This window comes from Chryseobacterium indologenes (assembly GCF_001295265.1).
GTDB classification, from domain to species: Bacteria; Bacteroidota; Bacteroidia; order Flavobacteriales; family Weeksellaceae; genus Chryseobacterium; species Chryseobacterium indologenes_A.
Genome location: NZ_LJOD01000003.1, coordinates 295,815 through 322,522, shown reverse-complemented (window position 1 = coordinate 322,522; position 26,708 = coordinate 295,815). Strand labels below are relative to the sequence as shown.

Below are 26,708 nucleotides of genomic sequence, written 5' to 3'. Positions count from 1 at the left end.
TTAACCTTACAAACATAAATAAAAATTTTCACAAATAGCGAACGTTCGCTAAATATTTTAAAAATTTATTATGCGAATAACCGCAATCATTATTTATATTTGAATATGAATTCAGAAAGTGATTATATCAAAACGGTTTTCGGACTGAAGCTGAAACAGCTGAGACAAAGGAAAAACTGGTCTCTTCAGGATCTTGCTGTAAAAACAGGATTATCTAAATCTTATCTCAATGAGATTGAGAACGGAAAGAAATATCCGAAACATGACAAAATCATCCAGCTTTCCGAGGCTCTGAACTGTACTTTTGATGATCTGGTTTCTACCAAACTGGACAAAAGCCTTGCTCCTTTTAATGAAATTCTCCAGTCTGATTTTTTTAAGGAAGTTCCTTTAGAGCTTTTTGGCATCAATAAAAATAACCTCATCAGCATTATCAGTGATGCACCCAAAAAGGTAACTGCTTTTATTAATGCGCTGATTGAGATCTCACAGAATTATAATTTAGGAAAAGAGCGTTTTTATTTTGCCGTACTCCGGTCTTTCCAGGAGCTGTATGATAATTATTTTCCTGAAATTGAAGAGAAAGCAACAGAGTTTGCCCAGAAAAATGACCTGAACATCAGCAAAGATCTCTGGGATTCTGTTCTGGAGAATATTCTTACTGAAAAATTCAGATACAGCATCCGTTCTGAAGATTTTGAACAATTCGGGACACTGGGCGATCTTCGATCTCTGTTCATTCCTGAAAAAAAGCTGCTTTTGCTCAACCAGAAACTGGAAAGGGACCAAAGAACATTTATTCTGGCTAAAGAGATCGGGTTCAATGTTCTGGAATTGAAAATCCGCCCCAATACTTATTCATGGCTGGATTTTGGAAGCTTTGAGGAAATTCTCAACAATTTTTACGCCTCCTATTTTGCGGGAGCCCTGCTTATTTCCAAAAACAGGGTGACTGAAAAGATTTCCGATTTTTTTCTGCAGCACGAATGGGCATCCGGAAATTTTGAAAAGCTGATCCGGGACTTCACCGATTCTCCGGAGACTTTTTATTACCGGCTTACGAATATCCTTTCTTCCGAACTGGGAATTAAAGACCTGTTTTACCTCTGCCTGGTGAAGAAAAAAAATTCGGATAAGATCCAGATCCTGAAAGAGCTTCATCTGAATCATCAGCAGGCCCCTCATGCGAACGCAACCAATGAGCATTACTGCAGAAGATGGATCGCTGTAAAAAACCTCCATCTTTTAAAGGAAAATGAGACACTTACGGATGCCCAGATTTCCCATTACAAAGATCAGGGAGTAAGTTATCTGGTAATTTCCACTTCACAGAAAAATCCTTTTTCGGATGGCAGCAACCGAAGCTATTGTCTGGGTATTTTACTGAATTCCCAAACGATTAAAAAAATAAGTTTCATAAAGTCTCCATCATTGAAAACCATTAATGTAGGAGTTACCTGTGAATCCTGCAGCATAGCCGACTGCGAGGTAAGACAGGCTCCTCCTGTACGGCTGGAAAAAGAGCATTTTAACCGGAATATGAAGAATGCAATTGAGAGGATCAGGAAAACGGTTGAGGAATAAAACAATTAAGACTTTTAAAGGTTTTGGATTTCAGACAACAGGTTGCGGATGTTACAACTAATTGTTAACTTCCAATACCTAAAAAACACCAATGATATTAGATTTATTTTTCCCGAACCGGTGCATCAGCTGCAACCGGATTATTGCCGGAGATCTTCTGGTATGTGAACTATGTTTTGTCCAGATTCATTTTACTCACTCTGATTACTTCGGAGAAAACAGCATTAAGGAGCAATGCAGGCTTTTATTTCCCGCTGAGAATACGTATGGCCTGATGCAGTTTGAAAAAGAAGGATTAAGCCGGAAGATTATTCATGAGTTAAAATATAAAGGCAGAGAAAACGCCGGAAAGGTGATTGCTTCATGGACTTCTGAGCGTCTGGATTTTAAAGGAGAAAAGCCTGACCTGCTGGTTCCTGTTCCGCTTCACCCCAAAAAGCTCAGGGAAAGAGGTTATAACCAGCTTCATTTATACACCAGAACATTGTCAGATTTTTACAACATTCCGTGTGATCTTGGCCTGGTCAGGAGAAACCATTATTCAAAGGCTCAGGCTTTAAAGGATAAAAAACACAGGCTGGAAACTGAGACTGCTTTTTCTCTCACCAGAAAAATTACGGGAACGCATATCCTTCTGATTGATGATGTTTTCACCACAGGAAATACGGTTTCATCAATAGCCTGGGAGTTTCTGAATGCAGGAGACAATAAGGTGAGCGTTCTGGTTATGGCTGTAGATGTGTAGATCTGTGAACGGGTCAAAATGATTCTTTTTGCTCTTTTGTTCTTTCAATACTTTTTATTAATTTCGGGCAAACTCATGATCATGAAAAATCTGCTGTTACTGCATGGTGCTTTGGGACACACCGACCTTTTCAATCCTTATCTGGAGGAAATGTCAAAACACTTCACCATCCATACTTTTTTATTCTCAGGACACGGTAAAACGCAACTGCCTGAAAACGGCATCACCGTAGAAAAATATACTGAAGAACTGATCAACTATCTGGAACAGAATAATCTGGAAAATGTTGATATTTTAGGACACAGCATGGGCGGTTATGTTGCTCTTTACGGAGCATTGCAGTATCCCGGAAAAATTAATTCTGTAATGACTTTGGGTACTAAATTCAACTGGACAGAGGAACAGGCTTTACGGGAAAGTAAAATGCTTGACCCGGAAGTCATTCTTTCAAAAATCCCGAAGTATGCTGAACAATTAGAAAATCAGCATGGTACCAAATGGAAACAGCTTCTTCCTTCTATTGCCGGTATGATGATTTCTCTTGGAAAAAATCCTCCCCTGAATGAGAAGCGTCTTTCTATGACTGATATTCCGGTACAGATCATGGTGGGAGATCTGGATCAGATGGTAAGCATAGAGGAAAGTATAAATGCTTTCCGTTCTATTCCTAATGCAAAACTGGCCATACTTCCGGACACAAAGCATCCTCTGGAAAGAGTACGGCCAAATTTATTATTAGGTCTGATGAAAGATTTCTGGAACCTTTCTTAAGTTTTACCGCTGAAGTTTTTCGCCGTAGCTTAAATCGCCTGCATCTCCAAGTCCGGGAGTGATATATCCTTTGGAGGTAAGGTTTTCATCAATAGCCCCTACCCATATTTTGGCATCAGGATAAGCTTTTTCAATGGTTTCGACTCCCTGTCTGGAAGCAATTGCAGCTACAATATGCAGCTGTGTAGGCGTTCCGTTGGTCAGAAGATCTTTGATGGCTTCTATAAGAGAGGCTCCTGTAGCCAGCATGGGATCTGCAACGATGAGTGGTCTTCCTTCAATATTCGGACAGGTAAGATAATCCTGCTTAATGGAAAAATAGTCGTTGGCGTCGTGTTTTCTATAGGCAGCTACGAAGCCGCAGTCTGCTCTGTCCAGATAATTTAAAATCCCTTCAAATAAAGGTACTCCTGCTCTCAGAATAGTAGTGATTACGGGCTGAACTGCAATTTCCTGAACTTTTATGGTATCTAAGGGGGTCTGAATTTCCACTTCTTTCTGTTCAAGTTCTTTACTGATCTCGAATGCAGCTATTTCACCGATACGTTCCATATTTCTGCGGAATCTCATCCGGTCATGCTGAATATCAACGTTTCGAAGTTCATTGATCCAGGAGTTCACTAAGGAGAATTGTTTTGAAAGTTCTACTGTCATAACTTTTTAATGAAAAAATTTGAAAACGAAAAATGAGATCATGCTTCTCTGTTGAAAATCATGATCTCATTTTTAAATTAGTTTATTTTTGTCTGAAATATACTTCAATCGGAACTCCGGTAAATCCGAATTCTTTTCTCAGCTGGTTTTCAGTAAATCTCTTATAAGGCTCTTTTACATACTGCGGCAGGTTGCAGAAGAATACAAACTGAGGTGATGGTGTCGGCAGCTGTACGCAGTATTTAATTTTGATGTATTTCCCTTTGTTGGCAGGCGGCGGCGTCTGTTCAAAAATAGGAAGCATTACTTCATTCAGTTTTGAAGTTTTGATCTTTTTCTTACGATCCTCATATACTTCCATAGCCACTTCTACTGCTTTCAGAATTCTTTGTTTCGTTAAAGCTGAAACGAAAAGGATCGGAACATCATTAAACTGTCCTATTTTATCTTTGATCACTTTCTCGAAATCACGCATGGTATTGGTCTGCTTGTCTTCGATTAGGTCCCATTTATTAACAAGGATGACAATTCCTTTTCTGTTTTTCTGCGCCAGTCCGAAGATATTCATATCCTGAGATTCCCATCCCTGGGTGGCATCTACCATGATGATAACCACATCTGAATATTCAATGGATCGGATGGATCTCATTACTGAGTAAAATTCCAGATCCTCATTCACTTTGGACTTTCTTCTCATTCCGGCTGTATCCACCAGTACAAACTCATGCCCGAATTTGTTATACAGGGTCTGAATACTGTCTCTTGTAGTTCCTGCAATATCTGTTACAATATTTCTTTCAACGTCAAGAAGCGCATTCGTTAATGTAGATTTTCCAACATTAGGACGTCCTGCAATAGTGATTTTAGGCAGTCCTTCAAACGGATCTTTGTAATCTGTAGTCGGGAAATCTCTTACAATATCGTCCAGAAGGTCTCCTGTTCCGGAGCCTGTAGCCGAAGAAAGAGTATAGTATTTATCAATTCCCAGCTGATAAAATTCAGTAGCGGGAAGTTCTTCTTTTGCGGAATCCACCTTGTTGATTACAATATAGATAGGCTTGTTTGATCTTCTTAAAAGACGATAGATCTCATGATCTGTATCGGTAAGTCCTTCTTCTACGTTCATCATAAAAATGATGGAAGTAGCTTCGTCTACCGCCAGCTGTACCTGTTTACGGATCTCCTCTTCAAAAATATCATCCGTTCCTACATCGTAACCGCCGGTATCAATAACTGTAAAATCTACTCCGTTCCAATCGGATTTCCCGTAATGACGGTCTCTGGTAACCCCGGCCGTAGAATCTACGATGGCTTCCCTTCTTTCAAGTAAACGGTTAAAAAGCGTGGATTTTCCTACGTTGGGACGCCCAACGATTGCGACAATATTCGACATAAAAATGTTTAATAAATTAAATTATTAATGGGTTTCTCCAACTTTTGGAGCCCAATTTTTTTGCAAAGATAAGGTTTTATTATTTAGCAAGGGGAAAATCCTGTTTCTGTCATTATTTTTCAGCTATTTTTTCCTCAAATTTATTCAATTCATAATCATATCATTACACGGCACTCTCTTATTTTTTGTATTTGAATCTTCAAAAAAGATTTTTTTAATAAAATATTTTTTATAATTTTGCGCCACTAAAAAACAGAGACCCATGGTGTAGCGGTAACACTACTGATTTTGGTTCAGTCATCTGGGGTTCGAATCCCTGTGGGTCTACAGTTTAAGATTAAACAGCTTCCGATACCGGAAGCTGTTTTTTTATTTTAAATACCGCTATGTCTGGCTTTTCAAATAAATTATTTATCATACGCCTATTATCAACTCAAAGTCCCGAGGCTTTTCACAGCGAGGGTGAATATAAGTAGAATTTAAATAATTATTGCTTTTTAATAACTAACTTTTCTGATAAAATAATCTTTCCTTTGTGCCGGGCCTGAATGATATATACCCCATCAATCCAATGAGATATATTAATTTTTCCATCCTTGTATTGGCCTGAGAATACTCTTTTCCCGGAAACATCTGTAATGCTGATGGTTGTTTCTGAAGGAATACCGTTTATATTCACAAAATCTTTTGCAGGATTAGGGTATAAGGAGGGCTTTGAGATCGCCATAGTTTCATCAACCCCTAAAGCCGGACCTAATTTTAATTTTACCACCCAGATATCATACACCCCATTAAACGAGGTTAGATCTCCGTCGCCGGATTGAGTAACTCCTGCCATAATATATCCGTTATCTGATGTCTGCCGGATAGAATATAAGGTGTCTGTATTACTTCCCCCCAACGATTTCTGCCATTGTATATTTCCTGTTGAATCCAACTTTACAATCCAGTAATCAAACAGGCCATGATTGTTGGTAACATCTCCATTGACAGACTGGGATTGCCCACCCACAATATAACCTCCGTCAGAAGTCTGGCTAATGGAATAAGCTTCATCAACATTGGTTCCCCCCAGGGTCTTCTGCCATTGCAGGTTGCCTGACGGATCCAGCTTTACGATCCAGTAATCGCGGGATCCCTGAAAACCAGTAACATCACCGTCAGAAGAAAGAACATTTCCGGCAACAATATAGCCGCCATCCTGAGTTTGCTGAACATCATGAGCCTGATCCACCCCGCTTCCTCCAAGAGATTTTTGCCATTGCATATTTCCTGATGAATCCAGCTTTACGATCCAATAATCACGAAAACCATAGTTTATTGTGACATCACCGTTATTGGAAAGAGTGTATCCTGCTACAATATATCCGTTATCAGAGGTTTGTCTGATCGCATTGGCAAAATCAGAATTAGTTCCCCCCAGAGATTTCTGCCATTGTATATTTCCTGATGAATCCAGCTTTACGATCCAATAATCATAATTTCCATGATTTTCTGTAACATCTCCATTTACAGAACCGGAAATTCCTGCGACAACATATCCTCCATCTGAGGTTTGCTGAACATCATAAGCCTGATCCATCCCGCTTCCTCCTAAAGATTTCTGCCATTGTATATTTCCTGATGAATCCAGTTTGACAATCCAATAATCATCAGCCCCATGATTACCTGTAACATCTCCATCATTAGACCCTGAATATCCTGCAAGAATATACCCTCCGTCTGAGGTTTGCTGAATAGCGTTTGCTACTTCACTGAGATTGCCACCTAAAGATTTTTGCCACTGAATACTTCCTGATGGGCTCATCTTTACAATCCAGTAGTCAAATAAACCATGATTTCCTACAACATCTCCGTTCGTGGATTCTGATGATCCTGCAAGAATATAGCCGCCATCTAAGGTTTGACGAATAGATTTCGTATAATCTCTACCATTGCCCCCCAGAGACTTTTGCCATTGTATGATGGGTACCTGTGCCCAAATGGTAGAATAAATTAAGGATAGAATTAGTAAAAAGTAAAATTTTAATTTCATTTGCAGTTTTTAACAAATATAATGAATTACAATATAAAAAAATAATTACTAAGGTCTACCTTTCTCAAAATCATAGCCTATAAAATCATAAGCAGCCACTTTCAGATGACAGACCATTAATAAATATATTTTTGTTGGAGCAGATATTTTACTTTTTCATCAATTGTAATCTATATAAGTATCTATAATATGATTTATATTAATTTTTTGAGCTGAACAACTACAGGCAAATAGTATAATAAATAATAGTGAAAAAATTTTATTTAAAATTTGTGCTGTTGCCTCCCTTAGATCCATTATTCTCATTTATAAAAACAACTTTTCAAAAGTATGTTTAATTCTCTATTTTAACATAAATACCCCTGACCATTCGGTCAAGGGCATAGTAATAACATCATCTCCGGTAGACAGATCCTTATTTCAGATCAAATCTGTCCAGATTCATTATTTTGGTCCATGCAGCGACGAAATCTTTTACAAATTTTTCCTGAGCATCTGCACTTCCATATACTTCAGCAATAGCTCTCAGTTCAGAATTGGAACCGAAAACCAGATCTGCACGGGTAGCCGTCCATTTCTTTTCACCTGTTGAACGGTCACTTCCTTCATAGAGCTCATTATCTGCGGAAATTGATTTCCATTGTGTTCTCATATCCAAAAGATTCACAAAGAAGTCATTGGTTAGTACACCTGGTCTGCTGGTGAAAATTCCGTGTTTTGATCCGTCAAAATTGGTATCTAAAGCACGCATTCCTCCGATCAGTACGGTAAGTTCCGGAGCAGTAAGCGTCAGAAGCTGCGCTTTGTCTATTAATAAGGCTTCGGTAGATACTGAAAATTTCCTTTTCAGATAGTTACGGAAACCATCAGCGGCAGGTTCCAGGTAGCCCATAGATTCTACATCTGTCTGTTCCTGTGAAGCATCTGTTCTTCCCGGAGCAAACGGGACTTTAACATTATATCCGGCTGCTTTCGCGGCTTTTTCTACAGCTGCACTTCCTGCTAAAACAATAAGATCCGCCATGGAAATCTTTTTACCTCCGCTCTGAACTTCGTTGAATTCTTTCTGAATTTTTTCCAATCCGCTTAAAACATTCTGCAGTCGGGAAGGATTATTGGCTGCCCAATATCGTTGCGGTGCCAGTCTTATTCTTGCCCCGTTGGCTCCCCCACGTTTATCGCTTCCTCTGAAAGTAGAAGCAGACGCCCAGGCTGTGGATACCAGCTCAGAAACATTCAGTCCGGAATTTAAAATCTTTTCTTTCAATATTTCAGCATCTGATTCATTAATCAGTTCATGGTCTGCTTCTGGTAAAGGATCCTGCCAGATAAGGTCTTCAGCAGGTACATCCGGTCCCAGGTATCTTGATTTTGGTCCCATATCTCTATGGGTAAGCTTGAACCAGGCTCTTGCAAAAGCATCTGCAAAAGCATCCGGATTTTCATAAAAATGTCTTGAAATTTTTTCATAAGCAGGATCAAATCTTAATGAAAGATCCGTTGTCAGCATGGTTGGTTTATGTTTTTTAGAGGAATCGAATGCATCAGGAATGATTTCAGATCCGTTTTTGGCTACCCACTGGTGAGCTCCGGCAGGACTTTTAGTAAGTTCCCATTCATTTTCAAACAGGTTTTTAAAGAAATAATTGCTCCATTCTGTAGGAGTTTCGGTCCAGGTAACCTCTAAACCGCTGGAAATAGCATCTCTTCCGCTTCCTGATTTATAAGAACTGCTCCATCCCAATCCCTGAAGCTCAATTCCGGCAGCTTCCGGTTCTTTTCCCACATGATCCGCAGGACCTGCACCGTGTGTTTTTCCAAAGGTATGTCCTCCCGCAATGAGAGCTACGGTTTCTTCATCATTCATCGCCATACGTCCGAAAGTATCACGGATATCTTTAGCAGCGGCAATAGGATCAGGGTTACCGTCCGGGCCTTCAGGATTTACATAAATAAGGCCCATCTGCACAGCGGCCAATGGCTTCTCAAGATTACGGGAATGAATATCACCATCTGCATTGTCGTCCGTAGGGAGAACACCATGATGTTCTGCAACGCCTTCAGACCCGTGAGCATAGCGGAGATCACCTCCAAGCCATGTTTTTTCCGATCCCCAATATACATCAGCATCCGGTTCCCATACATCTTCACGCCCTCCTGCAAATCCGAATGTTTTAAAGCCCATAGATTCCAGAGCCACATTTCCGGTAAGGATCAGAAGATCTGCCCACGAAATATTTTTCCCGTATTTCTGCTTAATCGGCCATAGAAGTCTTCTGGCCTTATCCAGACTCACATTATCGGGCCAGCTGTTTAACGGAGCAAAACGCTGCTGTCCGGCACCTGCCCCGCCTCTTCCGTCTCCTACACGATATGTTCCCGCACTATGCCAGGCCATACGGATGAATAGAGGTCCGTAATGTCCAAAATCTGCCGGCCACCAATCTTGGGAATCCGTCATTAAAGCATGAAGATCTTTCTTTATGGCTTCCAGGTCCAGGTTTTTAAATGCTTCTGCATAATCAAAATCTTCTTCCATAGGGTTAGACAGAGACGAATGCTGGCGCAGAAGATCAACTCTCAACTGGTTGGGCCACCAATCTTTGTTCTGGGTTCCGCCTCCGGCTACACTCTGTTTCATGGTTCCGTTATGGAACGGGCATTTACTGATGTCATTCAAATCTTTTTCCATTGTTGTTTAAATTTTATGTTGATTAATACCGTTTAATTTTCTGTTGTAAGAACATGACAAACTTACAACGCTTATTCAATAAACACAATCTATTAATTTTAATTTAAATGATAGTTAAAAACTATAATAATTTAAGAATTACTGATTTTTCAACAGCGCTTTCTTCAAAAGACATAATCATGCAATTAAGTTAGTTAATTTTTAAAAACAACTGTATAAAAAGCAACAGTGAATTATCATATTTAGAATGATTCAAATGAATTTTTCTTATTCGGATTAAAAATACGGGCTTATTTGAGAAAAATTGATTATTTTTATGGGAAACAAGCATGAAATTGATATGAAAAAAATACTTGTTATCTTACTCGTTGCCTTTATCATGATTCAGTTTTTCCCGATTGATAAGACCAATCCGTCACCTACTCCCGGCATGGATTTTCTGAAGATCAAAAAAACACCGGAAGCCACCGCAAAAATCATCAGGACTTCCTGCTACGACTGCCATTCCAATGAAACAGAGTATCCCTGGTATTCCAGCATTTCGCCGGTCTCATGGTTGGTTAAAAATCATATTAATGAAGGGCGGAAACACCTTAATTTTTCTACCTTTGCAGTATATGAAACCAAGCAGCAGCTTCACAAGCTGGAAGAATGCATAGAAATGGTTGAGAAAAAGGAAATGCCGCTGGAATCTTATTACATTGGTCATCAGAATGCAAAATTAACGGATGAACAGCGCAAACAGCTGGTTGAATATTTCAGAAAAGCCAAAGAAGACACAGAAATTAAAGCTTCATTTTAAAATCAAGCATCATGCGGGAGAACTGGGAAGATAAATATATTGTATTTTTTGACGGAGACTGTGGTGTCTGTAACTTCTGGGTACAATGGATTCTGGAAAGAGACCGGAAAGACCTGTTTATGTTTGCTTCCCTGCAATCTGATTTCGGACAGAAATTCTTATCTGAAAGAGGATTGGAGACTAAAGTCTTCAACACTTTATACCTGTGGAAGCCCGGACAATATTATCTTATCAAATCCCGTGCAGTGCTGAAAATAGCCAATATATTGGGCGGCATTTACAAATTATCTGCAATAGGAAAGATATTGCCTTCCTTCCTGAGCGATAAAGCTTATGATCTTGTTTCCAGAAACAGAATGAAGCTCGCCAACCAGAAGTGTTTTCTTCCGGATGCGCATCAGAAGAAAAAGTTTATTGAGATATAAAAAGGGACAAAGCAAATAACCTTATCCCTTTCTGATTTTATGATGTTCAGCTGGTATTATTGATTCAGTGACCAGATTGAGTAACTGTTCGGAGGGCACTGGATTTTCACCCATTTATCCCCCTGTGTAGTCGGATACCAGCCTGAGTGGCCTGTAAAGTCTTTGATCTGCTGGCTGCTCCAGTTGGTTTCCACCCACCTTTCCTGCCAGCTGGATGATGTGTTGATGTAAACAACCAAGCCCGGATTCCCATTGTAACCGTTTCGTCTTGCAATATATTCATCGTTATCTGTATACAGGATGGATGTGGTTCCGGTTGCTTTATTATTATGGATCCAGATCAGGTTATTAAGCCTTTCTTTATTCAGCCATTCTTCGTAATCCCTGTAAAAAACAGTCGGATAACCTTCATGGGTGAGAATATAAGCATAGGCCAGCATCTTGTTATAAATAATATCTGTATCATGATTGGCAACAAAGGTTACGGCTTTGTACGGATTTCTTTTCCACATCATATCATCGTTGAGTACATTTAGGTTCCCGTTGTCAAACGCTTCATCCATTTTATAATAGGCAGCGAAATCAAATACGGAGCTGTTGGCATTATTTGCCCACCATTCTAAGGTATTAACATTGGAATCCCAAAGCTCACCAACAGAAAATCCGCCTACACTGGCATTCCAGCTATTAACGACCCAGGGTCCGAAACCTTTAACATAATCAAACCTCCAGCCGTCAAATTTCATTATATTTTTATAATATTTCCCTACAGAATCATCTCTTCCCCACAACCAGTCCTGAACATAAGGATTGGCATGGCACAGATCCGGGAATCCTCCGAAGGCTCCTTCATCATTATTTCCATATGAGTTTTTATAAAAATCGTTATAGCTTCTTTTAAATTTTCCGGAAGCAATTCCTGAAAAATCGGTCCAGGTATTGGTTCCTGTAAACGGATTGGCTTCAGACTGCCCGCCACTGTTGTGGTTAATTACGATATCTGCGTATACCTGCATATTCTCAGCATGGGCTTTTGTGATCAGTGCTTCCAACTCCGTTCTTGACCCGAAACGGGTTTCTACACTCCCATTCTGATTAAAATTTCCGAAGTCATAATAATCTGTAGGATCATATCCCATGGAATAGGCTCCGTTCTGAGCTTTGGAAGCCGGGGGAAGCCATACGGCTCCGATACCCGCAGTGGACCAGTCTGTCAGTTTACTTTTAACAGTATCCCACCACGTTCCTCCGGCGGGAACATCCCAATAAAATCCCTGCATCAGGACGCTGCCTCCCGGACCGGCAATAAACTTTCCGGCTGCGGAACTGCTTCCTGTACTGAAAGGTCTACCGTCATGATTCGTTACATTCACTGTTTTATTGTGTACTTCTGCTTTACGCAGGTCTTCACTTACAGGTTCATCAATACTCTGGCAGGAGCTGATCAGTGTCAAAGCCAGCACAGAAAGGAAGAAATGTGTTTTTTTCATACTCATATTTTATTTAGTAATCTGATAACTAAATTACAATTTTATTAAACAAAATCTATAGAATGTGAAATATTTTCAGTTTCATTAAAAAAAGAAGGTCTGCAATTTTCATTAAAAAATCATAAACTTTTCAGATTTTCAAAACAATTTTTCTTTTAATCCATATATTTGCATACTATGGAATACAATACCCAAAAAACCCAGCTTCATATGCCGGAATATGGCAGAATTATACAACAGCTGGTTGAACGCTGCAAAGAGCTCCCTACCAAAGAGGAAAGGAGCGAAATGGCAATGGCCATCATTGATTTTATGGGTCAGAGAAACCCTCAGCTCCGTGACGAAGAAAATTATAAACATAAACTTTGGGATCATCTTTTTATTTTGGCAGAATATGATCTGGATGTAGAATCGCCTTATCCGTTTCCTACCAGGGAACAGCTTGCTGAAAAACCTAAAAAGATGGAATACCCTAAACTTCAGGGAGATTTCAAATTTTATGGAAAAAGTATTCTTCAACTGATTGATAAAGCTATTGAGCTGGAAACCGGTGATGAAAAGGAAGCTCTGATTGAGGTGATTGCCAACAATATGAAGAAGTCCTACAATGTCTACAATAAGGAGCACGTAACGGACGATGTTATTTTCCGCCACCTGAAAGAGCTGTCTGAAAACCGACTGGATCTTACCGGAATAGATTCTCTTGAAAAAAGTAAGATTTATTATACCAATAATAACAGCAGGAATAACAAAAACAGCAATAGCAATAACAACAGTAATAAGAACCAGACCAATAAAAGAAGACACAACAATAATAATCATAAAAACAGAAAGTAATGAGTGGGACATTTCAGATACGAGGAGGAAAAAGACTGCAGGGAGAAATAACTCCACAAGGGGCCAAAAACGAAGCTCTACAGATTTTATGTGCAGTTCTGTTAACTGATGAAGAAGTAAGAATCAAAAATATTCCGGACATTCATGATGTTAACAGACTGATTGAAATTCTGGGAGATTTTGGAGTAAAAGTGACTAAAAATGGCCACGGTGATTATACTTTCAAAGCAGATCAGGTTAATTTTGATTATATTAAATCCAGTGAATTCAAAAAAGACGGAGCCAAATTAAGAGGATCTATCATGCTGATGGGCCCTATGCTTGCCCGCTATGGTGAGGCTTATATGCCAACGCCCGGCGGAGACAAAATCGGAAGAAGAAGACTGGACACCCATTTTCAGGGACTGGTAGAACTTGGTGCTGAATTCAATTATGATGAAGAGGAATATTTCTATTCATTAAAAGCAAAGGAATTAAGAGGAAAGTTTATCCTTCTGGAAGAAGCTTCTGTAACGGGAACCGCCAATATTGTAATGGCTGCAGCCCTTGCCAAGGGAAAAACCAGGATCTATAATGCCGCATGCGAACCTTATCTTCAGCAGTTATGCAAAATGCTGAACAGAATGGGAGCCAATATTTCAGGGATCGGATCCAATCTTCTTACGATTGAAGGAGTGGATTACCTTCGCGGAACAGAACACACGATGCTTCCGGATATGGTGGAGATCGGATCATGGATTGGCCTTGCTGCCATGACCAAATCGGAAATCACCATCAAAAATGTAAACTGGAACCAGCTTGGTGTTATTCCGAACACCTTCAGAAAATTAGGAATTCAGCTTGAACAAAGCAACGACGATATTTATATTCCGGCTCAGGAAAATTATAAAATTCAGAAGTTCATTGACGGATCTATTCTAACCATTTCGGATGCTCCATGGCCAGGGTTTACACCTGACCTGCTATCAATCATTCTTGTAGTGGCTACCCAGGCTAAAGGAAGCCTTCTGGTACATCAGAAAATGTTTGAATCGAGGTTATTCTTTGTAGATAAACTGATTGATATGGGTGCACAGATTATTTTATGTGATCCGCACAGAGCTACGGTTATCGGACTGAACCAGGAAACTCCGTTAAGAGGAACAACCATGGTTTCCCCGGATATCAGAGCAGGGAATGCCCTCCTTATTGCAGCCCTTTCAGCGGAAGGAAAGTCTATCATCCACAATATTGAACAAATCGACAGAGGTTACGAAAATATTGATGGCAGACTGAAAGCCATTGGTGCTGATATCGAAAGAATCTAATTGTCTTTAAACATAAAAAAGCGTTCAAAGTTTAATTTTGAACGCTTTTATTTTATACGAAGGCTACCAGCCACCGCCGCCACCTCCTCCGCCGCCACCGCCGGAGAATCCTCCTCCACCGGAACCGCTTCCTGAGCTGGAAGGCTGGGTAGAGGCAGATTGTATTGATTGTGTAAGGCTGGAGTTCAAAGTGCCGGCAAAAGCATAATGATTCATTGTTCCGCCATAATACCAGTTATTCTGATATTCTGTTGATGTATTTTTTAAAACCTCATCAAATTTTCTGCCCCAGATCTCATCAACGCCTAATACCATCGCGAAAGGAAGCAGCGCTTCAAACACCTGCGGGGTCATCTGAGGGGGATTATGGAATTTCAACTGTTCATTTTCGGCAGCGCCCATATACATTTTAAACCCGTCGATCAGGGATTTTTTTCTCAGTTTTTCTTCTGAAGGCTTTTTGATCAGATGCTGGTAGATCAGTAAGGCGACAAATGTAAGGATCAGGAATAGGTAGCACACATTGAAATTATTGCTTTCTACCGCATCATGCCCCTGATAGATCATGAATAAAGCCCCGAGGAATAAAATAACCGGAACCGGTATCAGAAAGATCCAGTAATAGTTTCTCGCTGCAAAAGCGGCAATGATAAATAAGACTAAAAGTACAACATAGATCACACCTCCAATCAGTAATTTTTCAATTTCAGGGTAGATCATATAGCTTAGGATTAAGCCTATACCATAGACAACAGAACTTATAATCCATGGCAGAATCAATTTTGAGGTATTATTGCCTTCATTCAAAAATCTGTCGTGCTGAAACTTAAGGGTTTCTTTGAAATTACGAACCGCTTTTTCAATTTTAGCGTTGTATTTCCCATCAAATGTTACAGAATCTTTATATTCTGAAAAAAGGCTGTTCATCAGATTGATCTCTTCTTTAGGAAGGTCTTCATCTGCCTGTTTTAATTTTTTTAAGGTAAACTTTTTCGTTTTGAATATTCCCAATATTCCGGAATCCTCACCTTCCACAATTTTAATATATCCTTTTACAGCCAGGCTGACAATGGCAGCTGTAAGGTATTTATTGCTGAAATTTTCTGATCTGATATATCCCAATGTAGCAGGGGACATATTTTCAGGAACGTTGAATTGTGGATAAACCGTAGGCTTTTCAGGATCAATGCCATATTTTTTCCATGTGGTATAATAGTAAAACATCAACCCGATGAATACTATAAATCCTCCTATCAGGATACCGTACACTTCAAGAAAAGAAGGAGGCGGAGGCGGAATCATAACTCCTTTTTTAAATCCTACCGCTACAGTAAGGCCTTCATTGGCTTTCAATCCGGAAGCACTCCATTCTATTGAATTTTCTGACAGCACTTTAGCCGTACAGTTTTGGGAAGTACTACCATAAGCTCCCGTATAACAGGAATTCTGAATAATTCCGGCACCTGCAGGAAGGGTTACTTTTGCAGAGATAGAATCTACATCAAAATCCCAGTAGGTTCCGTTCACATTCCAGTAAAGCTCGTCATAACGGTCAAAAAAACCGATCTGGTTCTTTGCCTTATATTGTATTTCATAGTCATAGGTTCCGGGATCAAGAATAACATCCTTGTTTCCTAAATAGATCTCCAGATAATCATTTGAAATTTTCTCATGATAATGTTCATCTGCTCCGTTCTTTTTAACAGAGATAATGTCATATTTTACTTTATACTTTCTGTTATTCAGATTCCGGGATAAAGGAAGGGAGCGGAATATTCCTCTTTTAATCTTATCTCCCAGGCTATACGCCTTGATATGTTCTGTAACAGTAATTCCAGAATTTTTATCTACCTCAATATCCGAATGGAATGAAACAATTTTTTCCTGTCCGGCAATGGCAATCTGGCCTTCCCTACCCTCATCCTGGGCAAAAGCGATGAAAAAAAAGGAAATAAAAAAAAGCTGCAACAACTTTTTCATTTACTAGAATTTTACGGTTGGAACTTCTCTATCGGCAATATTCTGCAGCTCGAAGAACGGAGACTTCTCAAATTTATACATATTCGCAACCATATTACTTGGAAAAGATTCTACCAGCGTATTATTTTCACGTACCGTTCCGTTATAGTATCTTCTGGATTTTTCTATATCATTTTCAATAGAAGTGAGCTCACTCTGAAGCTGCTGGAAATTGGTATTGGCTTTCAGATCCGGATATTGTTCTGCAACAGCGAAAAGGTTCATCATGGCCTGATTCAGGTTTTTCTCAGCGGCTTCTTTTGCCTGAACAGAATCTGCTCCTACCGCCTGCGTTCTTGCTCTGGTAACACTGTCCAGTGTTTCACGTTCATGGGTGGCATATCCTTTCACAGTTTCTACCAGATTAGGAATAAGGTCGTGACGCTTTTTAAGCATCACATCAATACTGCTCCAGGCTTCCTGAACCAGGTTTCTCAGCTTCACCAGACGGTTATAAATAGAAACACCGTAAAGCAGAAACAATACGAATAATGCGGCAATAACAAAAATTGTGATCATAGATTTCATGTTTATAGAGTTTAAAAATACAGTTTTTTTCGTATCAGTAAGAAAACTTATAAACACTTCTCTACAATGATACAAAAAGCATCCGGAGGAAAACCAACGGATGCTTATGTAATTAAAACTATATGAATCTCCTAAGAATACGTTCTGCAGAGATACTCTACCGTCGTACTCAAAAGTTTATTTTTATTCAGATAAGATTCCAGCAACTGGTAATCCTCTGAATTTACATTAATATACAGCTGCACAGATCCGAAGCTATATCCGTCCACATACTCTACATTGGCAGACAAAACCCTGTGGCATATTCCGAATTGATGGTAGATGGCATTCATTAAATGTTCAAATTTCATTTTCCCATTTAATTCTATTTCCAGGATCAATTCTTTTTTAGGCAGGTTGATTTTATTCTGTAAAACCTGCAGGTTAACATTGGGTAGTCTCATCACTAAAGATTTTTGTGGATTAATATTATCAGATCATAGTGCTCTTTTGCGTTAAATCTGTGACAAAAATATAAAAAAATATTAGTCTACCAAATTAGTAGACTAATATTTTTTGAAAAAGTTTTGAAATTTATTTCGGTACTCGACAAAATCATGGTTTTTATTTATGTATTAGCGGCCAATATTAATGTTTGTCTCCCATACATTAATTTTCCTTGAATTTCATCTGCCGTATAAGTTTTGGCTAAAGCCAATGGATATTTTTATATTTTTCAGGCAGACAATTCTAGATTTTTGAAACTTATGTGAGCTCTTATACTCAAAGTATTTTAAACTTAAAAATAACTCATACGTGGTAAAAATTAAGACCTCCTGTTTTTATAGCTCCCCTATTCTCACCAGCTTTTCAGAAGCGGCCAGCCCGTTTGGATTACAGCCGGGTTCACCTTCCGGAACTTTCAGGTTTTTCTTCTGATAAAAACTTTCCCAGAATTCATTGGTTTTCCCTGTTTTTGGGTCCTTAAATGTCATAGGTTCCAGTTTAAAAATATGGTCTTGTCTAAAAGCCCGTTCAATATAATCCGAACAGTAGTAGGAATTTTCATTCAGAATATAATCGAAATTATAAGGTTTCCCCAACATGGCTTCAGCTTTTTTAAGAGCTGCGGGAATGGTCTTCTGATATTCGGGTTTCAGGCGGTAAATAATGACCTTTTGTCCGTCATCAAACTGATCTTTCAGGAAATATTTCAGTTCCTGCTTCCGGGAACCTCCTTTTGGTGTAGCATGCAGAACATACCAGTGTCCGTTTTCCTTTTCAGCGATTCCGATATGGTCAAAAGAAGCTTCTTTTTGTTTTTGGGTAACATTATTGATAGCTCCCGACAGTCCGGTGTCTTTGGCGGTGACAAAAAGCAAATCTCCGTTTTCAAGCCCTGTCCTTTTATAAGAACTACAGCTGGTAAAAAGGAAAATCAAAAGAAACAGACTTCCTGTAGTTGCAGCTATTTTATTAAAAGATAGTTTTAATTCCGCCATCAGCTTATTATTTCATTGTCAAAATTACAAAATAGAATTTATTACATCTGTCAGTAATATTGTTCTGCTTTTCACACCACCCTGAACATTCCAATAATTCTTATGACAGGCTTTCAATACTGTTTTACAGGAGTGAAACCTCCGGAAAAGAAAAAGTCCACGGAATCATGTAGCCTTGTATCGGGAACGTGGCATCAATGACTGGAAGTCTTACTGAAAATTGTTGTTCCTATACTTGCTGCTATGACACAGGCAATAGAAATCCATTGTAAAAAGGTTAAGTTTTCGCTAAGGAATATAAATCCGGACAGCGCAGCAAATGCGGGCTCTAAGCTCATCAAGATACTGAAAGTCTTTGCCTGAAGATTTTTTAATGCCATAATTTCTAAAGAAAACGGCAATGCACTTGACAGAATAGCCACTCCCAAGCCTTTCATAAAAATTGTTGGTGTAAGATTGAAAACAGCACCATCCCATAAGGTAAAAGGAATAATCAGAAGACTTGCAAATAACATCCCCGTAGTAACCGCATCTTTACCATCCATTATTTTAGCAACTTTTCCGCCCATTACAATGTAAACAGCCCAGAATATTCCTGCCAGAAAAGCCAGTCCTAGCCCTAATAAATCAATATTATTGCTCTTCCAGGGAACAATGAGTAAAATTCCGGCACAGGCCAGCAATGCCCATACCACATCCAGCAGCTTCCGGGACAGGGCAAGAGCAAGAAACAAAGGTCCGGCAAACTCTACAGTCACGGCCAATCCTAGCGGAATCCTCTGTATAGCCATATAAAAAATAAGGTTCATAGCAGCAAGACCGAATCCGTACATAGCACAATACAGCCATTTTTGCCTGTTAAACTCTGAAAATTTCGGACGGTTGATTAATGTGAGCAAAATCGCTGAAAGCACAATTCTTAAGCTAACAGTTCCAATTGCTCCTATCGCAGGAAAAAGTTGTTTTGCAATAGAGGCTCCACCCTGTACACAAATAATAGCCAAAAGAGTAGCAGATATGGCCAGGTTTGTTTTTTTCATTTGTAAAATATATACCTTGATTTCTGAAATGGTTCTCCGGATCCATAGAATATTTACCCTTAAACTCAATAGAAGTCAGGATCTCTTATATTAATTTATGGAAGTTCAAAATTATTGAAATTTTAACTGTAAAGAATATTTTCTATCTGAATTAAAAATAAAAAGCAGCCAGCAATCTGCAGTACCCTGATTAACTCTGTTTCTACAGCTGCTCCCGGAAATTTCAAAATGGTTTGATGAAAGAGTTTTTCGAATAATTTTCAGATGCCATTATAACGGTTTTCTAAAAACACAGCTCAAAAAAAAATTCTGAAGCAATATGTTTCAGAACTTTTTGTTTTATTTTTTCTTCAACCGGTCTTCATAAATACGAATCCAGTCTTCCACTGTCATTTTTTTGCTAACCTCAGCAATCAGTTCAAACGGAATATCATCCATTTTCTTAAAGCGTACACAGGATTTACCCATATCCAGCTTTCTTTTGGAATATTTAGGATATTCGGCAACAAACCAGTCCAGAAGATCAGGTTCGGCATAGATTCCCATATGATAGAAAGCAATAAAATTCTTTTGGGAGGCCAGTCCCATAAAAGGTAAAGGAGCTCCGGGCGTACAGTGGTAGCCTGCGGGATACGTTTCAAGAGGAACATCCCATCCTACCATTCCATAGCTCACACCTTCCTTGAATCCTTCCGGAAGACTGTTACTGATAGTATCGAATAATTTTTTAAAGACTTCCTGTCTTTCCTCAGGAATTTTAGAGATATAGTCTTCTACGGAGTTAGCGGGGATCTGCATATTCAGTTAGTTTTTTAGCTCCTCTAAAATAATAAAAATTATACATGCTGAACTCAAAATGACTCATAAAAAAGCAGCAGTACATCACATACCGCCGCCAGACATTATTTACATTAAAAAAACTTATTTTGTGACTGCTTTTACAGCAGATTGAATCCTGTTCCTGAATCAATGATATTAAAATATAATTCTGAATTCAAGCATCTTTATAGCTGACTATCTCTCCGCTTTTCAAAAAAAATCTCAGAATAATTTGATTTTAACATTTTATATCAGCACTGTAAATTAAGAAAAATTTTGAAACAAAACTAAAATAATTAAAATATAATTATTTATTTCATAACAAAAACTCCGTATTTTCACAAAAAAAGCACAACAAAACTTCTAATAAAGAAGGGAACAATAAAGCGATACAACAGGTCAATGTCTCTTAATTTTATTATTGGGAAATTAAATCCTATTTTTGTCATACAAATTTTTTGAACAATGCCGAATATTTCAAACAGAGCACAGCATATGCCGCCATCGCCGGTAAGAAAACTGGTTCCTTTTGCGCTAAAAGCAAAACAGAAGGGAACTAAAGTCTATCACCTTAATATCGGACAGCCTGATATTGAAACTCCGGAAACAGCTTTAAATGCTTTAAAGAATATTGATCTTAAAGTATTGGAATATGCACTTTCTGAAGGTAATATAGAATACAGAAAAGCCCTTACCGATTATTATCATACTTTAGGTTTTGAGGACCTTACTCCTGATAACTTCATTGTAACCAATGGCGGTTCAGAGGCGCTTAACTTTGCCATTTCTACTTTATGTGATGACGGTGACGAAGTGATTATCCCTGAACCTTATTATGCAAATTATAATGGTTTTACCAGCACCTTCAATGTAAATGTAGTAGCAGTTCCGTCTACTATTGATACAGGCTTTGCCCTTCCCCCGATCGAAGAATTTGAAAAAAAGATCACCGAAAGAACAAGAGCAATTGTGATCTGCAACCCGGGCAACCCTACAGGATACCTGTATACCCGTGAAGAACTTCAGAAACTGGCAGAAATTGCTTTGAAATATGATATCGTAGTCATCTCTGACGAAGTATACAGAGAATATGTTTACGACGGGAAACAGCAGGTCTCGATCCTTGATTTTCCTGAACTGAGCGAAAACTGCATCGTAATCGATTCCGAATCCAAGCGTTATTCCATGTGCGGAGTAAGAATCGGATGCATGGTTACCCGTTCTAAAAAAATTCATAATGCCGCGATGCTTTTTGCACAGGCAAGATTAAGTCCGGTGCTTCTTGGCCAGATTGCAGCAACAGCAGCCCACCAGAACGACGGTGCTTACATCCGTTCCGTAAGAGAAGAATACACCCACAGAAGAAATATCCTGGTAGACCTCCTGAACGCTATTCCCGGAGTAATCTGCCCTAAACCGAGAGGAGCTTTCTACTGTGTTGCCGAGCTTCCGGTAGACGACACTGAGAAGTTTGCGCAATGGCTTCTTGAAAAGTATACCAATAAAGGCGAAACTATTATGGTAGCTCCGGCAGGAGGATTTTACAGTGATCCTGAATTAGGTAAAAAGCAGGTAAGAATCGCTTATGTACTAAAAGAGGAAGATCTGAAGAGAAGCGCAGAAATCCTGAAAGACGCCTTAACCCAATACAGAAAGGAATTCAATCTATAAACCTATTGACAACATACAATACCGGCAATGAAAAATACGAGTCTGAACATCTTCTTCTCATGTCTTTTGTTGCCGGTATTTTTTTCCTGTGATAAGAAGATTCCTGAAAAGAAAACGGAAGCCCGCCGTTCCGACGATATTGTTTTCATCAGTGTATCCCATGTAGGCGGACATCTTGGCAACTATACCATTATAAAAGTGACCAAAGATTCTGTAAAAGCAGAAAAAGGAATGACCGCCAACCAAACCCATAAGGAATGGAGCGCACCTATCCAGGCAGATACCTGGAAAAAACTGACCGCTTCCATTCATGTGAAGGATCTGGATTACATCAAAAGCTCTCCAAGTCAGCAGTCGGTAGACGGTATTGATGAAACCTTTCAGATCCGTACCCCGAAAAAATCCCACATTTACGTTAACTCTTTTGCAGATACTGTGCATTACAGACAGTTTCAGCAGTTGAAAGAACAATTAAATACCATTCTTCCTAAAGAATACCAATAAAAAACATGCAAGAAAATTTTTCCTTAAAGCCTTATAATACCTTTGGCGTTGAAGCCAAAGCTCAATACTTTACAGAAATCAACAGTCTTGAAGAACTGAAAGAAGCAATCATCTTTTCAAAAAAACACAGTCTGAAAGTTTTATTTTTGGGAGGAGGAAGCAATATTCTGCTGACCAAAGACTTTGAAGGTCTTGCTGTAAAAATTAATTTAAAAGGAATTTCAGAAGAGGTCGTGAATGAAAACGAAGTTCTGATAACGGCCAAAGCCGGAGAAAACTGGCATGAATTTGTGATGTTCTGTCTGAAAAAAAATTACGGAGGACTGGAAAACCTTTCCCTGATCCCGGGAAATGTAGGAACTTCCCCAATGCAGAATATCGGAGCCTATGGTACGGAAATAAAAGATGTATTTGTAAGCTGTAAAGTTCTGGATCTTGACCAGCTGGACGTAAAAACTTTTGATCTTCAGGATTGCAGATTCGGATACAGGGATTCTGTCTTCAAGCAGGAAGGTAAGGGAAAGTATGTTATTCTGGAGGTTACTTTTAAGTTAACTACCCACAAACATCATCTTAAAACAGAGTATGGAGCTATCCAGTCTGAACTGGAGCGCGAAGGGATAGAAAACCCTACTATTCAGGATATATCCAGAGCTGTAATCCACATCAGACAAAGCAAGCTTCCTGATCCGAAAGAAATAGGCAATGCCGGAAGCTTCTTCAAGAATCCTACAATTCCAAGTACACAGTTTGAAGAGCTGAAGCAGAAATTCGAAAACATTCAGGGATACCCAAACGGTGATGGAGTAAAAGTGCCTGCCGGATGGCTGATTGAGCAATGCGGATGGAAAGGAAAACAGATCGGCAATGCAGCATCCCACAAGCTTCAGTCTCTGGTGATTATCAATGCTACAGGAAATGCTTCCGGAAAAGAAATTTTTGATTTTTCCGGAGAGATCATCCTTTCCGTGAAAGAAAAATTTGGTATAGAACTGGAACGTGAGGTGAATATTATATAACACTAACCGGATATTATATAAAATTTTACGGTCTGTATTTCTGATTTTTGTCAATTATTTTAATTTATTCTAAATAAAATTTTTTCACGTCGGTATATTTTATACTTTTGCGCTCTGCTTATTTAGAATAAATAAAAATGGGGAAATTTTTACCTTTTGCTTTCTTTTTCATGCTAAGCACTCCGCTTATCTACGCCCAAAGTGAAAAACAGCAACTGACCATTACCGTTTTCAATGAAAATAATAAGGAGCTCAATGGAGCCTCTGTTACAGTAGATGGGATTTCTGCCACTACAGACAAAAACGGAACGGCTTCTGTTTCGGTTTCAGGGGGTAAGCATCATATCAGGATCATTCATTCCGATTATCAGGAAAAGGAAATTAGCATTTCTGCTATCTCAGGACAGCATATCACGGTAAAGCTTTTACCAGTTAACAAACTGGAAGAAGTAGTGGTATTTTCCAAGGAAGGAAAAGGCCTCACCACAAAATCCATTATCAGCAGACAGGCAATGGAACACCTTCAGCCATCCAGTTTCAGTGACCTGATGGAGCTTCTTCCAGGAGGGCTGGCCAAAACACCTTCCCTTAATGGTAACAACAGGGCAACACTCCGCGAAAACACAGGCGGTTACTCCGGAAGCGAATATAAAACCTCATCTTTAGGTGTTCAGTTTATGATTGATGACAACATCATCAATTCCAATGCAGATATGCAGGTTTCTGTGGATACCCAGCAGTTCGGCAAAGCCGGGGAATATCGTGAAACGGCGTATTCAGGGGTAGATATGAGAACCATTTCCACCAATGACATTGAAAAAGTAGAGGTTATCCGGGGGATCCCTTCAGCATCTTACGGTGATCTCACTTCGGGACTGATCAAGATCGAGCGTAAGGTAGGACACTCTCCCCTTCAGGCCAGATTTAAAGCAGACGGATTCAGTAAACAATATTATGTAGGAAAAGGATTCAGGATCACGGATAAATGGCAATTAAGCGCCAGTGCGGATTTCCTGGATTCCAAATCTGATCCTACAGATGATTTTGAGAATTATCAGCGTATCACGGCTTCCATCCGCTCCAGGAAAACATCTACTCTTTGGGCAAGACCTCTGGAATGGAGATCCAATATTGATTTTTCCTCTAATGTTGACCATAAAAAATATGATCCTGATAACGGGTATCCTTCAACAGATAAATTTGAATCTAATAATCAGAAGATCAGTCTTACCAATAATTTCATCTATCAGCTGGATAAAAATGCTTTCTTCAATAAATTAACTCTGAACACGGCAATCCGTCAGGGATTTGAAAAGATAGAACAGAGAAAGCTGGTACAGCTTTCCGGTCCGAGATCATTCTCATTAGCCACAGAACAGGGAGAAAACGTGGGATATTTTCCTGATTTACGCTATGTAACTGAATTTTCCACAGAAGGGAAACCGTTGGACATTACAACTTTTTTTCAGGCAAACGGTACTAAGAAAACTGCGGGAATCATCCATCAGTACGAAGCCGGACTTGACTGGAGATATTCAAAAAACAACGGAAAAGGACTTGTTTATGATATGAAAACACCCCCGTCTGCCAGTTCAGGAATAGAAAGACCGAGACCTTATAATGACATTCCGGCTTCCAGCCTGCTGTCTGCTTTTGTCGGAGATCAGATGAGCTATTCCTTAGACCGCCATAAATTCACTTTATATGCGGGGTTAAGATTTTCAAAAAGTATGGGCATCGATCCTTCTTTTGCCATCAGCAAAAAAGTGCTTACAGAACCCAGACTGAATTTCCAGTACAGCCTGCCCCATCTTACCATTAACAATTATCCCCTGAAAACGGATATTACATTAGGCTACGGACAGTTCTACAAACGCCCTACCATGCTGATGCTGTACCCCAACAGAGAATACTGGGACTATACCCAGCTGAATTATTACCATAATGACTCGCAGTACCGCTACGTGAACTTCATGACGTATGTACAGTCAAGGGAGAACAAAGAACTGGAAGCGGCAAAAAGTGTAAAGAAAGAAATCAGGCTGGATCTGAGCTACAGAAATCATGACTTCTTTATGGCTTACTTTAAGGAAGATATGAATAACGGTTTCCGTAAAATGAAGCACACCGTTGTACACACTTACAAACAATATGACGCATCGCAGGTAGACCTTTCCCAATGGACCAACGGACCGGATCTTACCAGCGTACCTTATGAGCTGAAAAGCATCTTCGGGGAATATTTTGTAGATGAGAACGGAAGCCAGATTTTAAAACAGGGAATTGAGTTCGGATATACTTCACCCAGGATCAAGGCGATCAACACAAGATTCACTCTTACCGGAGCATGGTTTAAAACCCAGTACAGAAACTCAGTGCCGTTTACATTCAAACCTAATGCTTCTATCGGACTGGGACCATTCCCTTATTATGGAATTTATAAAAATGATGACGGCTATAATAACTCCAATATCAATTATAATCTTTTAATAGATACTTACCTGCCAAGCCTTGATCTGATTGTTTCAGCTTCTTTACAGGGAAATATTTACGACCACAGAAGAAATGACCGGAGAATTGCCGAGCCCATCGCATATTACGGAATGGATGGTGTAGTTCACCCTTTCACCGATGCAGACAGAACGGATATCTATAAACAATGGCTGGTAAGAAATGTCTCAGTTACCGATAATATGGACACCCTGATGACATTTACCATTACAGGAAATATAAAAGTGACCAAAAGTATTTATAAAGCTTTACGGACTTCACTATTTGTCAACAGGCTCTTCAATTACAGCTCGCCTTATGTTTTCAACAATGTAACGGTCTACAGAAAAGGAGCCAACACTCCCTATTTCGGGATGGAACTGAACTACAATTTTTAAAACA

22 protein-coding genes and 1 tRNA gene are annotated in these 26,708 nt (G+C 39.2%); 12 read left to right on the top strand and 11 right to left on the bottom strand.

The genetic code is table 11. The features are described 5' to 3' along the window. Window positions 1-105: 105 nt before the first annotated feature. The 3 genes from AOB46_RS07535 (at window position 106) to AOB46_RS07525 (ending at window position 3,100) form a co-directional block, all read left to right on the top strand. The gene (locus AOB46_RS07535) at window positions 106-1,584 is read left to right on the top strand and encodes a helix-turn-helix domain-containing protein (RefSeq protein ID WP_062697881.1); all 1,479 of its coding nucleotides are present in this window, start codon (window positions 106-108) and stop codon (window positions 1,582-1,584) included. Window positions 1,585-1,675: 91 nt separating this feature from the next. Beyond that, complete coding sequence (locus tag AOB46_RS07530) at window positions 1,676-2,329, top strand: ComF family protein (protein WP_062697879.1); 654 nt, start codon at window positions 1,676-1,678, stop codon at window positions 2,327-2,329. 81 nt (window positions 2,330-2,410) lie between these two features. Then, window positions 2,411-3,100 (top strand): alpha/beta fold hydrolase, encoded by a 690-nt coding sequence (locus tag AOB46_RS07525; RefSeq protein WP_062697932.1) that lies wholly within the window; start codon window positions 2,411-2,413, stop codon window positions 3,098-3,100. A 3-nt stretch (window positions 3,101-3,103) separates the two neighbouring features. Here the strand turns inward: AOB46_RS07525 and upp are convergent, their stop codons facing one another. Together upp and der are read right to left on the bottom strand one after the other, a co-directional pair. Further along, window positions 3,104-3,754 (bottom strand): uracil phosphoribosyltransferase, encoded by a 651-nt coding sequence (upp, locus tag AOB46_RS07520; RefSeq protein WP_062697878.1) that lies wholly within the window; start codon window positions 3,752-3,754, stop codon window positions 3,104-3,106. Window positions 3,755-3,836: 82 nt separating this feature from the next. Continuing rightward, window positions 3,837-5,147, bottom strand: a complete 1,311-nt coding sequence (gene der / locus AOB46_RS07515; RefSeq protein ID WP_062697876.1) for a ribosome biogenesis GTPase Der — start codon at window positions 5,145-5,147, stop codon at window positions 3,837-3,839. 256 nt (window positions 5,148-5,403) lie between these two features. Here der and AOB46_RS07510 point away from each other — a divergent pair. Beyond that, window positions 5,404-5,474, top strand: a tRNA-Gln gene (locus AOB46_RS07510). Window positions 5,475-5,634: 160 nt separating this feature from the next. On the opposite strand, the gene AOB46_RS07505 is transcribed toward AOB46_RS07510, so the two are convergent. Further along, window positions 5,635-7,182, bottom strand: coding sequence for a T9SS type A sorting domain-containing protein (locus AOB46_RS07505; protein ID WP_062697874.1), 1,548 nt, complete (start codon window positions 7,180-7,182; stop codon window positions 5,635-5,637). A gap of 415 nt (window positions 7,183-7,597) precedes the next feature. Next, the gene (gene katG / locus AOB46_RS07500; RefSeq protein WP_062697871.1) at window positions 7,598-9,874 is read right to left on the bottom strand and encodes a catalase/peroxidase HPI; all 2,277 of its coding nucleotides are present in this window, start codon (window positions 9,872-9,874) and stop codon (window positions 7,598-7,600) included. Between the two features lie 340 nt (window positions 9,875-10,214). Between katG and AOB46_RS07495 the strand changes: the two genes are divergently transcribed. Both AOB46_RS07495 and AOB46_RS07490 read left to right on the top strand, forming a co-directional pair. Beyond that, window positions 10,215-10,676 (top strand): heme-binding domain-containing protein, encoded by a 462-nt coding sequence (locus tag AOB46_RS07495; RefSeq protein WP_062697930.1) that lies wholly within the window; start codon window positions 10,215-10,217, stop codon window positions 10,674-10,676. 11 nt (window positions 10,677-10,687) lie between these two features. Next, window positions 10,688-11,101, top strand: coding sequence for a thiol-disulfide oxidoreductase DCC family protein (locus AOB46_RS07490; protein WP_062697869.1), 414 nt, complete (start codon window positions 10,688-10,690; stop codon window positions 11,099-11,101). Between the two features lie 56 nt (window positions 11,102-11,157). Here AOB46_RS07490 and AOB46_RS07485 read toward each other — a convergent pair whose 3' ends face one another. Continuing rightward, window positions 11,158-12,591 (bottom strand): alpha-amylase, encoded by a 1,434-nt coding sequence (locus AOB46_RS07485; RefSeq protein WP_062697867.1) that lies wholly within the window; start codon window positions 12,589-12,591, stop codon window positions 11,158-11,160. A gap of 177 nt (window positions 12,592-12,768) precedes the next feature. Between AOB46_RS07485 and AOB46_RS07480 the strand changes: the two genes are divergently transcribed. Both AOB46_RS07480 and murA read left to right on the top strand, forming a co-directional pair. Then, window positions 12,769-13,428, top strand: a complete 660-nt coding sequence (locus AOB46_RS07480; protein WP_062697865.1) for a DUF4290 domain-containing protein — start codon at window positions 12,769-12,771, stop codon at window positions 13,426-13,428. Beyond that, a complete protein-coding gene (gene murA, locus AOB46_RS07475; protein ID WP_062697863.1) occupies window positions 13,428-14,735 on the top strand; it encodes a UDP-N-acetylglucosamine 1-carboxyvinyltransferase in 1,308 nt (435 codons plus the stop codon). The genes AOB46_RS07480 and murA overlap by 1 nt, the downstream gene beginning before the upstream one ends. A 63-nt stretch (window positions 14,736-14,798) precedes the next feature. On the opposite strand, the gene AOB46_RS07470 is transcribed toward murA, so the two are convergent. The 6 genes from AOB46_RS07470 to AOB46_RS07445 all read right to left on the bottom strand — a co-directional run bounded on the left by AOB46_RS07470 (window position 14,799) and on the right by AOB46_RS07445 (window position 20,601). After that, the gene (locus tag AOB46_RS07470) at window positions 14,799-16,715 is read right to left on the bottom strand and encodes a DUF2207 domain-containing protein (protein WP_062697862.1); all 1,917 of its coding nucleotides are present in this window, start codon (window positions 16,713-16,715) and stop codon (window positions 14,799-14,801) included. Window positions 16,716-16,718: 3 nt separating this feature from the next. After that, window positions 16,719-17,273: a LemA family protein gene (locus AOB46_RS07465; RefSeq protein ID WP_082377039.1), complete on the bottom strand. Its 555-nt coding sequence runs from the start codon at window positions 17,271-17,273 to the stop codon at window positions 16,719-16,721. A 140-nt stretch (window positions 17,274-17,413) separates the two neighbouring features. After that, window positions 17,414-17,725 carry an NIL domain-containing protein gene (locus AOB46_RS07460; protein ID WP_062697860.1) on the bottom strand — a complete coding sequence of 104 codons (312 nt, stop codon included), beginning with the start codon at window positions 17,723-17,725 and terminating at the stop codon, window positions 17,414-17,416. A 378-nt stretch (window positions 17,726-18,103) separates the two neighbouring features. Further along, window positions 18,104-18,763, bottom strand: coding sequence for a YiiX/YebB-like N1pC/P60 family cysteine hydrolase (locus tag AOB46_RS07455; protein ID WP_082377038.1), 660 nt, complete (start codon window positions 18,761-18,763; stop codon window positions 18,104-18,106). A gap of 194 nt (window positions 18,764-18,957) precedes the next feature. Beyond that, complete coding sequence (locus AOB46_RS07450) at window positions 18,958-19,803, bottom strand: EamA family transporter (RefSeq protein WP_062697858.1); 846 nt, start codon at window positions 19,801-19,803, stop codon at window positions 18,958-18,960. A 339-nt stretch (window positions 19,804-20,142) separates the two neighbouring features. Next, entirely contained in the window at window positions 20,143-20,601 is a 459-nt protein-coding gene (locus AOB46_RS07445; protein ID WP_062697856.1) for a DUF1801 domain-containing protein, read from the bottom strand. A 486-nt stretch (window positions 20,602-21,087) separates the two neighbouring features. On the opposite strand from AOB46_RS07445, the gene AOB46_RS07440 reads away from it, so the two are divergent. The 4 genes from AOB46_RS07440 (at window position 21,088) to AOB46_RS07425 (ending at window position 26,704) form a co-directional block, all read left to right on the top strand. Further along, entirely contained in the window at window positions 21,088-22,293 is a 1,206-nt protein-coding gene (locus tag AOB46_RS07440; protein WP_062697854.1) for a pyridoxal phosphate-dependent aminotransferase, read from the top strand. A gap of 27 nt (window positions 22,294-22,320) precedes the next feature. After that, window positions 22,321-22,797, top strand: a complete 477-nt coding sequence (locus AOB46_RS07435; RefSeq protein ID WP_062697852.1) for a hypothetical protein — start codon at window positions 22,321-22,323, stop codon at window positions 22,795-22,797. 5 nt (window positions 22,798-22,802) lie between these two features. Then, window positions 22,803-23,816, top strand: a complete 1,014-nt coding sequence (gene murB, locus AOB46_RS07430) for a UDP-N-acetylmuramate dehydrogenase (RefSeq protein ID WP_062697850.1) — start codon at window positions 22,803-22,805, stop codon at window positions 23,814-23,816. A gap of 137 nt (window positions 23,817-23,953) precedes the next feature. Then, window positions 23,954-26,704 carry a TonB-dependent receptor gene (locus AOB46_RS07425; protein WP_062697848.1) on the top strand — a complete coding sequence of 917 codons (2,751 nt, stop codon included), beginning with the start codon at window positions 23,954-23,956 and terminating at the stop codon, window positions 26,702-26,704. Window positions 26,705-26,708 lie beyond the last annotated feature (4 nt).